This window comes from Limnospira fusiformis SAG 85.79 (genome assembly GCF_012516315.1).
In the GTDB taxonomy this organism is placed as follows: domain Bacteria; phylum Cyanobacteriota; class Cyanobacteriia; order Cyanobacteriales; family Microcoleaceae; genus Limnospira; species Limnospira fusiformis.
This window is the reverse complement of sequence record NZ_CP051185.1, coordinates 1,343,829-1,355,511: the sequence shown is the minus strand read 5'-3', so window position 1 is coordinate 1,355,511 and position 11,683 is coordinate 1,343,829. Positions and strand designations below refer to the sequence as shown.

Here is an 11,683-nt window from a genome sequence, read left to right as displayed (position 1 = left end):
ATTTTCCCGAAAAACCAAGTAATTAATCTGGGTTTTTTTAATCCTGAATTAATTGCCTAATTTTCGGCATACTAGAGACTATACCTTCTCCTCGGTCATTAAATATGGGATTATCATTTACTCCCCAAGTTCCCGTAGCTTCTAGGGAGTACAGGGTTCCTAACAAACGAGCGCCATTTTGGTCAATATTAGTATTTTCCGCCTGGGGATATACTGGCTTCCAGAGATTGATAATATAACGACAATAGGCGGCGACTAAACGACAGGATAAAGCATCATCAAGAAGCGATCGCACAATGGCTACAGGTCTCGGATAATCATCTAATAATTCACTATAGACTAATTCCGCCGTTTTGGGTTTAAATTGAGCCACCCCAATAGACCAGTTAGCCCAATAAACTAACCGAGGGAAAATTCTGGCAATAATTTCTTCCCAATCATCTTTAAAACCTCGCCGTTGTAATTCATCTAAAATAATCCCTCCCACAATTTCGGGAGAAATCGCAAACTCAGCGGCGGCACTATGAATATGATGGCGCAGTTTATGAATGATTATCTCTTTTTTAGACCAGCTAGAAATTGAAACCATGGCTTGATATTTACTCGCGAAAATTTGATAAATTTGTTAATGCCTGTATTAACATTTAATCAGCCTGTTAATTGCTGAAGTCCTGACCATAATGCAAACGTTCGGCTTCTACCTCCTCCCACATTTGTTGACGTAGCACAACTGGTGCAATTATTTCTCCCTGGGGTCGCCAGTCTCGCAGTCGCATCACTATGTTAATATCACCGACCCTCACCCATGCTTGATAGTAGGCATCATCAGGAGAACGTTGCCGCAAAATTTTCTGGATAAGTTGTCTTTCTTCCCTATTATTAATCTGGGTTTCAACGGAGCTAAATAATTCCGAATAAGGGATTTTTTGAAAAGTTGAATGTCTCACAGTATCATCCACATAATTACTAGCAAAGTCTACAGGAAAGCGCATAATCAATAGAGCTTTAGGTAGATAAAAATTAAACCCCCAGGCTTCCTCTAGTTGTTCTTCAATCCATCCAGGATTAGGAAGTGTACCAGTTTCGTGCTGTTTTTTGAGCAGTTGAGGAACTGCTGGATCATCCCAGGATAAAATCCTCAATTGGGGAGACATAATGCGATCGAGTCGATAATTATGCCAAGTAATTTCACCCCAAGGATCAACTCCATAAGCACTTAGATATTTAGCGCGTCTAGCATAGTGTAAACACACAGGATACACTGTAACTAAAGCCACCCGGTTTTCCCTTACCACCCAGGTTTTAAATTGAATTATGCCACCATCATGATTATACCATAAGGATTCAATTTGTTGTTGCCAATCATCGACTTTTTCTTGAATTTCCGAGGATAGAATATAGTCAAAATGCAGAAATATCCGCCGATTTTGCTCGATCAAATAGTCAGATGAGTTAGGCGGTGATTCAGTCAATTCCTCCCACAATGTATTAATAGCGATGTCAATATCTGGCTGTACAAAAGCCACGGATTCTAATATATGGATAAGATGCGATTTCTGGCTAGAAGATAGTTGCTCAAAGTGGCGGTTAGACTGAGGGGCTATAGGTGGCTTTGGTAACTGTTGGGGAGGTAAAGAATAATAGCCTTGTCGGTTTCTATGCTTTAACCATCCCTGGGATGCTAACAGGGTTAAATCGTCTCGTAATGAACGGTGAACGGTAGCAAAAGGACAGTCATCTAGGTGAGTTTGAATTTCCGCGACAGATAAGCCTGTGCGTTGGGATGTTTCAGTTACCCATTCACTCAAACTTTGAGGTAAGTTACTATGGCTTAATATGGTACTAAGTGACTGATGACATAAACATTTGGGGTCAGAACAATTTACGGTTAATTCTTGGGCTGATAAAGTTTCGCCTTTGCTATGACTGAGAGAAAATAGACGATCGCGTAATTGGCTATAACGAAATGGCTGGGATAGAGATTGAACCCAGTTAAATTGTCCTCCATAAAGGCGATCGAGTATTAACCACATTCTGACTGATCTATGTAACCGACTAGGAAACTGTCCCTGACTCAACCATTGCAAAATCGCGGGAGTAGGTGGATAAGTAAACATACTAATTAGTTGTAGAAGTACCCTCTTCAATTGCTATGCCATAATACTCTACAATATTTGTAGCTTAATTTGTCGGTTAAAAAAAATGCCCCAGTCTGCTGAACCAGCGATTAAATTAACTTTAAGTCAATCCCGGTCTGTACAAGGGTTAAGTTATCAGATTCTGTCTATTGAATTGGTAACTAAAGACCGCCTAATCTCCCCGGAAGATTTGAGAGACCAGAATTTACCTGCCCACATTGACTATAAAGGTGGTATAGTTATTTCCGGGCGTGGTCCGATCTGGCTTTATGGCTATCTAATTCATGAACTACACCCGGCTGCTTGGGTGGCTTGCTACGATCCGCGCTTAGGTGCGGTGGTAGTTGCCACCCACTCCCGCCAAACTCAGGTCGGACAGGTTTTATCTATCGATGTACAGGAAAATTTACCCCCGCGTTTGTGTCCAGCCATGATGATTGTAGGACCACCTGACAGCGGTAAATCTGTCCTGTCCCACGCACTATTCCGCACCCTATTAACTGAGTATTCTGACATATATTTACAGAGGGCTCACTGGGATGGTGAAGGTAACTGGATTTTGGAGTTAGGGGAGATGACAAAATCAAGCGATCGCGAAGCCTATAAACTTGCTTATAAAGGTGGGATAACTGATAATTTTTTCCAGCATCATAGTCAAGCTATCCTTAATCTACGTCGTCAAAAAACTTTAGTTGTGGTAGATGTAGGTGGTCAAGTACAGACGGAAAAAGTACCGTTACTAGAAGCCTGTACTCATTATTTAATCATTAGTTCTAAGCCAGAAGAAATTGCCCCGTGGCATGAATTTTGTCGCGATCGCGGTAATCTCAAATGTCTGACGGTTCTGCATAGTTCTTTGGAAATAGAGGAAGTAATCCATAAACGGGAACCTTGGCTAGAAATGACTTGGGGTGTACTGGAACAAGGGGGTATTTGCCAAATTCCCACAGTTTTACTAGAGCAGGTAAAAACACTCCTAAACAAACCGCAGTAAAGTCTACTTTAATTCACCAATTAATCGAAGGTTATCTCATGTATAAAATTTGGTGTAATCATCTAGTATGTTGAGGGGGAAATTTACCTGTTAGGGAGAGTTTCCCCCAGGTGATATGTGATGGTCATGGGTTGACAAATTGGTGATTTGGTGATAGATTTAATCTCATGTCTTGAGAAGAGAGTTAATTGTTAAATTCAGGTTGGATTTATCGGGAAAAAGTCGATCGCCTTAGCGCCGGATTAACTGTCTTGGATTACTATAGCAAGCGATATACCCATTCCAGTAGAAATGAATGGTGCGATCGCATTAATAAGCAGCAGATTTGGTTAGATGGAAAGCCAGCGACAGCAGAAATAGAACTTCAAGCCGGACAGCAACTCGCCTATCATCGACCCCCGTGGAGTGAACCAGATGTTCCCCTATCTTTCCAGGTAATTTATGAGGATGCAGATATTTTAGTAGTTGCTAAACCGTCAGGACTTCCAGTGATACCTGGTGGCGGTTTTTTGGAACATACCCTACTGCGACAATTACAAAGGGAATATCCCCAGGATACACCGATACCAATTCATCGCTTAGGTAGGGGAACATCAGGACTGGTGCTATTGGCGAGGTCTACCTTAGGGCGATCGCATTTAACCCAACAAATGCGCCACCGACAAATTACTAAGGTTTATTTAGCCTTAGCTGAAGGTTGTAGTCCTAGGGATTATTTTAGTATTAATTGTGCGATCGGCAAAATTCCCCATCCGATTATCGGGTATATTTACGGCGCGACAGAAACCGGATTATCCGCCGAAAGTCACTGTCAAGTAATTAAGCGAGACACCGATAAAATGATCGTACAAGTAACCATTCTGACAGGTAGACCCCATCAAATTCGCATTCACCTCGCCGCCGCCGGATTTCCCCTAGTGGGAGATCCTCTTTATACCATTGGCGGAAAGCCACGCATACCCGACCCAACCTCAAACAATCATAGCACATTTCCGGGAGATTGTGGATATTATTTACACGCTTATTCTCTGAGTTTCCAACATCCTCAAACTGGCGCAAATCTCCATCTAACCGCTACCCCACCCCAGGAATTATCTACCGAATATCCACCTATGTAGATATTTGGGTTTTAATCATTTCACAAAAACTAGCATTTATCCCGTAGGGGCGGGTTCCACAGTCAATTAAATTTCCCAGCGACCATATTGCTAAACCCGCCCCCAGACCCAAATTAATTATCAATTAGGCTTATGAACTTATGAGATGATAATTATTATTATTTGCCAGTTCGTCATCTTTAAGGACATTAATTAAATCAATAAAAGCCTTTTGTCTCGATTCTGGGATATGAAAATCTTTGGCACTTTTCACGGTGACTAAACCCCCTTTACGAGTGACTATTTTCCAATAAGCAGGACTGATATTATTAATGATATAAGGGTGATGGCTGGTCAGAATAAATTGAGATTGTCTATCGGTTAAAATTAACTCCGTGACCTGTTCAATGCAATTAACTCCTAAACTATTCTCAAATTCATCAATCAGAATCACGCCATCATTAGGAGATAAATATAATTCACTGATATACATCAAAGTTTTAAACATTCCTGATGAAATATTATCAATCCATTTGTCTACCCCTTTTTCCTTGATACTAACCATCGTCGCCTCTTGTAATAATCGGGATAATGCCATAGGAATATCCTCATCTTTTAAAGTTTCTACTTTGATATCTTCGACATTATTAAAGATACTGATAAAAGTTGTTTTGATTTTGGCAAACTCTTGGGGAAGTATTCTATAAACAATAGCCAATTTAATAAAAATAGGTAAATCACTTCCTTTAATAACTGACAAAGAGGCATTTTCATGCTTTCTAAATACAGAGACTGGTAATCTCCAGATTTTATCAAAATCACGTGCTGAATCAGTAATTATAATTTTGTCTAGTTCTTGTTTAATTGGAATAATAATATCTTCTTCTTTTAATAATTCTATAACGCTCTCAAAAGGCGATAACTTAGGGGTTTTTGAACCCTGAAAAATTATGTTTTCTGGCGTTCTATTGACAATGATATCTCCATTTAATTGGAGAGTTTCTTCGAGAATTCTAGCCGGGTTTTTTTTCTCAGAATCACTATCAATAAGGGTTAAATTTTCTTTGGTTTCAAATTTACCAGACCACAGATATTGATGATTATCTTTGGTAGAAAAATTAACACTCCAGCTAACGCCATTTAAAGACGCACCATTGGCTATGGCTTTTAAACTATAGATAGATTTTAAGATTCTGGTTTTCCCAGCACCAGACACCCCCACCAGTAGGTTACAATTTTCTAATAAATCTATGGGTGCCAGCCTCCATTGATATTCTTCATCGTAATATTGTAGTTGATTGATTTTCATAGTTTGACGTTATCGGTAAATTATGGCAGCAGCCAATTATAACATAAATCTAGGCACTTAATTAATTATCTGGATTCATTATTCGTTGAACCTGTAGCCATAATTATAGCCTAGGTATCAAAAAAGGTGGGTAAAATACCCACCTGATTTACTAACTATTTCAATGCGTCAATTAGCTGAGATTTTGCTGTTGATAAAGCCTCGGGTAATTTACTAGGGTCGCGTCCGCCAGCTTGGGCTAAATTCGGACGACCACCGCCGCCACCGCCGCATAATTTAGCGATCGCACCAATAAACTTACCAGCCTGCAACTTCTTATCCTTAATTACCACCGGACTAAAAGCCGCCACCAGGCTAACCTTACCATCACTTACAGACCCCAAAACCACCGCACTTTCGCCTAATTTCTGCTGTAAACGTTCCGCCGCCGTTTTCAGGGACTCTCCATCAACTCCGGGAAGTTCCGCCACCAGAATTGGCAAATCTCCCACCCTTTCAGCAGTAGATAATAATTGGTCAGATTGTGCTATAGCCAACTCAGCTTTCACAGCTTCCAACTGTTTCTGAGTCGTTTTTAATTCCGCTTGTAAATTAGTGAAGCGTTCTGGCAATTCCTCCGGTTTAGCTTTCAAGCGATCGCCTAATTCTTTAACCACCGCATCTCGGACATTCAAATAATCCAAAACCGACTGTCCCGCGACAGCTTCAATGCGCCGAATACCCGCCGCAATTCCGGTTTCCGAAACTATCTTAAATAATCCAATTTCCGCCGTATTAGTAACATGAGTTCCGCCGCACAACTCCATAGATACACCCGGGTAATCAACCACCCGCACCACCGCCGCATATTTTTCCCCAAACATAGCGATCGCCCCCTTATTTTTAGCCTCCTCTAAAGCCATTTGTGTCACCGTGGCTGGGTGTGCTTCAGCGATCCAACTATTCACCTGATTTTCCACCTGTTGTAACTCCTCAGTTGTCAAAGCACGAGGACAGTTAAAATCAAATCGTAGGCGGTCAAAAGCCACCAAAGAACCCGCCTGAGAAATACCCGGATCAACAATTAATTTTAGTGCCGCTTGCAATAAATGGGTAGCCGTATGATTAGCCTGCGCGCGACGACGACAAGCGCGGTCAATGCGTGCATTCACAGTAATTCCCGCAGTTAAAGTTCCCCTTTCCACCCTACCAAAGTGAATAAAAATATCCGAATCTTTTTTCACATCATCAACCCGGACAATCACATCAGAAGTAGTCAAATAACCGCGATCGCCAATTTGTCCCCCAGACTCCCCATAAAAAGGAGTTTGGTCAAGCACAATTTGCACCTCACTTCCCGCCACCGCTTCCGTCACCGATTTACCAGCAATTAAAACCGCTTCCACCGTCGCTTCAGAGTCCGGGAAATCATAGCCCAAAAATGTCGTTGGGTGGATCTGTTCTGCCAACTTATCCAAACTACCCTGAACAGTTAAATCAATAGTTTCATGGGCGGCTTGCGATCGCTTTCTTTGGGCAGACATTTCCGCCTCAAAACCATCCACATCAACAGTTAACCCATTTTCCTCAGCTATTTCCTGAGTTAATTCTAGGGGAAATCCATAGGTATCATAGAGAACAAAAGCATCCTGACCAGAAATTTGATCCGGCTGTTTTGCCAACAATTCAGCCAGCAGTTTTTCTCCTCTTTCCAAAGTCTCCAAAAACCGCGATTCTTCCCGTTGCAATTCCCCCTTAATCACCCTTTCCCGTTCGCGGGTATTCGGGTAAACATCTTCCGATAAACCAATCGCCGTTTCCGCCACCTTGGTAGTAAATTCTCCGGTGATACCAATCAAGCGCCCATGACGTACCACCCGGCGAATTAAGCGCCGCAGAATATAACCTCGCCCCACATTAGAAGCAGTCACCCCATCAGCAATCAGATGAACCACCGCCCGCAGATGGTCCCCTATCACCTTGAGAGAAACCTTAGTTTTATCATCACTTTTAGCGTAATCAATACCCGCCAGATCCGCCGCCGTTTTAATAATCGGGAAAATCAGATCAGTTTCATAGTTGTTCGGCACACATTGCAGAATTTGCGCCATTCTTTCCAACCCCATACCCGTGTCAATATTCTGATTTTGTAAAGGGGTCAGGTTGCCATCAGCATCCCGGTTATATTGCATAAAAACCAGGTTGTAAAATTCAATAAATCGGCTATCATCTTCCAAGTCGATATGGTCATCCCCCTTTTCTGGGTGGAAATCATAATAAATCTCCGAACAGGGGCCACAGGGTCCCGTCGGTCCAGATTTCCAGAAGTTATCTTCTTCACCCATACGTTGAATGCGGTGGGGGGGGATACCAATTTGATCTCGCCAAATCGCAAAGGCTTCGTCGTCCTCCTCAAATACACTAACAATTAAACGTTCTGGCGGCAGTCCGAATACCTCGGTAGAAATTTCCCAACCCCAAGCGATCGCTTGTTCTTTAAAATAGTCTCCAAAGCTAAAATTACCCAACATCTCAAAAAAAGTATGATGGCGGGCGGTGCGTCCTACATTTTCGATATCATTGGTGCGGATACATTTCTGGGACGTAGTGGCGCGGTTAACTTCCCGGGGTCGCTGTCCTAGAAATATGGGTTTAAACTGTAGCATTCCCGCGATAGTTAGCAGGACGGTAGGATCTTCTGGGACCAAAGAAGCGCTAGGCATAATTTTATGCTGACGTTCGGCGTAGAAATTGAGGAATTTCTGACGAATTTCGCTCCCGCTGAGGAATTGTGGTGAATAGGACATAATCAATTAACAATTTGGAACTCTAAAATCTCAGGATCAATGAAGGATCGAGTTTTCAATCTCATCACCTCTATTTGCATTGTCGCACTCGCAGCTTTAGGCGGCGGTTTGGCGGGGATCTTGTTTCGGGTGTCCGTGGTAGTTCCGGTGAAAAGCCAGGTAACTACCCAATTACTAGCCTGGAAGTCCCCTAAAAACCCCCTATTGGCTGCTCTGAAAGCCCAAAGGGAACATTCAGTCGCCATTCAACCGGGGGAAGTGCGACCTCTCCCCGGCGCTTTGGACGATATCCCAATGTTTAATAGTAACAGCCCGGAGTGGGTGAAGCAGGAGGGAATTTTGCTATCCACATTTCCCCCTCATGGTAAGGCTGTCCCAGAAGCCCATCTTGATTATCCTCTGGGGGGTGAGTTTGAATTGTTCGCCCATCACTTCGTACATACGCCACCAGAGTCCAAAACCCTCTATATAGGTATTTTGGTCTACAACCCCCATAACGAGCCTGTGAGGCTGCATATTCCGGCGGTGGCGAGTTATTTGTTGGAACCTGATGCCCCTTTTCAGGAGAAACCGCCCATGGCTGATAATTCCCTGGGAAATGTCTATTCAGGACCCGGTATTCGCGCCGTTGATGCGGTGATGCGGGGAACCCGACTAGCCGATTTTCCCTCTCAGTTAGAAATTCCCCCCGGCGAAATGCGGATGTTGTTAAATCATCCAATTCCGGTTAAAGGCTTGGAACGTCCGGTCAATGGGCGATCGACTTTTATGCGCCTCAATTGTACCACCAGTGGCACTGTTCCCACTCCTTCTCATCTGTATGTGGCAAGTTTGGCAATGTATGCCAAGATTTCCCCTGATGGTAAGGAGCGATCGCCAGAATTACAAGAATGGCAAAATCTCCTGTATAATGGCAGTTTAGCACAGCCTCGCGATCGCTTACCAACTCCACCCGAACAAACTACTGGTCAGTTAGTTTATAGTCGAGTCGCTGGAGTACAAAAGGGTTCTAAATGGCAAGCCGATTTAGTTGATGAAGCCGCTAACTACCTAACTATTCCTGAAGCCGGAAAAGCCATTTCTTATGTGATTAGTACCATCCGAAGCGGCACCTTGGGAACCCGTCAAATTCAAGCCGCCGAATTAGCCGTTCGCTATCCTGATACTGCTTATCAATCCCATGGTAATTATGGCGTTCATTATGATCTAACTACTCCCCTGTTTAATCCTACAGATACTCAACAGGTAGTCACCATTACTTTAGAAACTCCTCAAAAGGAAGAAAACCTATCCCAAGGCGGGTTGATGTTCCGACAGCCTCCCTGGGATTTCCCCTATTTTCGCGGCACCGTCCGCCTACAATATCACGACGATCGCTCTGTGGAAAATACTAAATATCTGCATTTATGGCATCGTCGCGGACAAATTCTTGAACCCCTACTAACTCTCAAGCTGAAGCCACAAGAAACCCGTTTAGTTCGGTTAGATTTCCGCTATCCCCCAGATGCTACACCTCCCCAGGTGGTGACTATCAGAACCTTAAAATAGTCCCGTAAATCTCCGTTATTTAATCACCTGTAAATCCTCACCCATGAGACTTATCAAACTGCCCAAAAATCAACCGCACTATTAGGGCAAATCAATCATAATCACAAGTCATCAACCAAAACTCACCCTGCAACTTTTCCCCATATCCATCAACGACAGCTTATAATTGGCTATTGTCGTAATATCAACTTAACCGTCAAATCAGACCTATAGCATATCACTGTTAACATGAGAGCAAATCTAATTTTCGCCCATCTCAACCATAGCGCCGATTTGGTGAATCTGCTTACAGCCGATCCGAATTTAACTACAATTCTGGTAGGGGTAGCCATTGCCTTTGGTCTAGGTGCAATTCATGCCCTATCCCCAGGACATGGTAAAACCCTAGTAAGTGCCTATTTAATCGGCAGTAAGGGAACCCCACAACAAGCCATTTTACTAGGAGTCACCACCACAGCCACCCATACCCTCAGTGTTTTTGTCTTAGGTGCGATCGCCCTATTTGCTTCCCAATATATCTTACCAGAACAATTGTATCCCCTACTGAGTGGTTTCAGTGGATTCGCCATTTGTCTCATTGGCTTAGACCTACTCAGAAAAAGATTAAATTCCCACAGCCACAGCCACAGTCACAGTCACAGCCACAGTCACAGCCACGGTCACAGTCACAGCCACAGACACGGTCACAGCCACGGTCACAGCCACAGCCACAGTCACACCTCAAGTAGTGTATCATCTCTGATTAAATTAGGGATTGCTGGCGGGTTAGTTCCTTGCCCTACAGCACTTGTTCTGTTATTAAGTGCAGTAGCCCTACACCAGATCGTCTATGGATTATTTCTAGTGGGCAGTTTTAGTTTAGGGTTAGCATTAGTCCTAGTCAGTTTAGGCTTAGTAGCCGTTTATGCTGGTCAGTGGCTGGAAAAGTTCCCAGAAAATCAGATGATTTTGCAGAAGTTATCTATTGTAAGTGCCTTCTTTGTCGTTTTGATTGGCATGGGTTTAACATTTATCTCAGCCCACTCTTTCGCCTAAAACGACCGATATCAGTAGTGCCAATTAGTCAATTTTAGTATTCTCCAAAGCCGATGAAATTTAAACAGTTTGTAGTAGCGATCGCCATTTTTATTAGTCTCCTAGGTTTTCCCGGAGATGCCTTAGCCCATAGTGTCCTCACCAACTATCATCTACAAGGGGAAGCCCTAGAAATCGAGGCCGTATTTAGTACCGGAGAAGCCTTTTATAATGCCGATGTAGTCGTGCATCCTCCCGCCGACTCCAATTTGCCCGAGACCAAAGGAATAACAGACGAAAACGGTTTATTTTTGTTTGAACCTGATTACTCAGTCATGGGTAGTTGGGCTGTAGAAATTGGCGAAGGTAGCCACTGGGATAAGTTGATGATTCCCATCAGCGATCGCATTATTGACTTAAATGCTATCAGCCAAGTTCATTATCATTCCCCCCAACGCCATCACCATTTTGGTGATCAAATCATTGTCGCAGAAATTGCCCTTTGTTTCGGACTTTTCGGGCATTTTATGAAAAACAAAATCCGCTTTTAACCCCCAGCTACCCTAGTTCCCGTAGGGTGCGTCAGACACCGAGAATTATCCTGAACACCCGATAATTGATTGAAGGTGCGTCAGCCGATAGTTATTCGGTGAGGATTTATATAGCCGGGTTTGGACGCACCCTACCCAAATCATGATTAGAGAATTATCCTGAACACCCGATAATTGATTGAAGGTGCGTCAGCCGATAGTTATTCGGTGAGGATTCATATAGCCGGGTTTGGACGCACCCTACCC

9 protein-coding genes are annotated in these 11,683 nt (G+C 43.2%); 5 read left to right on the top strand and 4 right to left on the bottom strand.

The window, feature by feature from the left end; translation table 11 throughout:
* Positions 1-37 precede the first annotated feature (37 nt).
* Positions 38-589, bottom strand: coding sequence for a hypothetical protein (locus HFV01_RS06580; RefSeq protein ID WP_006624311.1), 552 nt, complete (start codon positions 587-589; stop codon positions 38-40).
* Between the two features lie 67 nt (positions 590-656).
* Positions 657-2,117 carry a TIGR03985 family CRISPR-associated protein gene (locus HFV01_RS06575; protein WP_006624310.1) on the bottom strand — a complete coding sequence of 487 codons (1,461 nt, stop codon included), beginning with the start codon at positions 2,115-2,117 and terminating at the stop codon, positions 657-659.
* 85 nt (positions 2,118-2,202) lie between these two features.
* Between HFV01_RS06575 and crn3 the strand changes: the two genes are divergently transcribed.
* Positions 2,203-3,132: a CRISPR-associated ring nuclease Crn3/Csx3 gene (gene crn3, locus HFV01_RS06570; RefSeq protein WP_006624309.1), complete on the top strand. Its 930-nt coding sequence runs from the start codon at positions 2,203-2,205 to the stop codon at positions 3,130-3,132.
* 188 nt (positions 3,133-3,320) lie between these two features.
* Positions 3,321-4,250 carry an RluA family pseudouridine synthase gene (locus tag HFV01_RS06565; protein WP_193520924.1) on the top strand — a complete coding sequence of 310 codons (930 nt, stop codon included), beginning with the start codon at positions 3,321-3,323 and terminating at the stop codon, positions 4,248-4,250.
* 130 nt (positions 4,251-4,380) lie between these two features.
* On the opposite strand, the gene HFV01_RS06560 is transcribed toward HFV01_RS06565, so the two are convergent.
* Both HFV01_RS06560 and alaS read right to left on the bottom strand, forming a co-directional pair.
* A complete protein-coding gene (locus HFV01_RS06560; RefSeq protein WP_006624306.1) occupies positions 4,381-5,538 on the bottom strand; it encodes an AAA family ATPase in 1,158 nt (385 codons plus the stop codon).
* A gap of 155 nt (positions 5,539-5,693) precedes the next feature.
* On the bottom strand, positions 5,694-8,324 hold the full coding sequence (gene alaS, locus HFV01_RS06555) for an alanine--tRNA ligase (protein ID WP_193520923.1): 2,631 nt from the start codon (positions 8,322-8,324) through the stop codon (positions 5,694-5,696).
* 39 nt (positions 8,325-8,363) lie between these two features.
* Between alaS and HFV01_RS06550 the strand changes: the two genes are divergently transcribed.
* From HFV01_RS06550 to HFV01_RS06540, 3 genes are all read left to right on the top strand, one after another.
* The gene (locus HFV01_RS06550; protein ID WP_006668425.1) at positions 8,364-9,872 is read left to right on the top strand and encodes a DUF3370 domain-containing protein; all 1,509 of its coding nucleotides are present in this window, start codon (positions 8,364-8,366) and stop codon (positions 9,870-9,872) included.
* Positions 9,873-10,100: 228 nt separating this feature from the next.
* Positions 10,101-10,907: a nickel/cobalt transporter gene (locus HFV01_RS06545; RefSeq protein ID WP_006624303.1), complete on the top strand. Its 807-nt coding sequence runs from the start codon at positions 10,101-10,103 to the stop codon at positions 10,905-10,907.
* A gap of 53 nt (positions 10,908-10,960) precedes the next feature.
* Positions 10,961-11,437 (top strand): hypothetical protein, encoded by a 477-nt coding sequence (locus HFV01_RS06540; RefSeq protein ID WP_006624302.1) that lies wholly within the window; start codon positions 10,961-10,963, stop codon positions 11,435-11,437.
* The last annotated feature ends 246 nt before the right edge of the window (positions 11,438-11,683 follow it).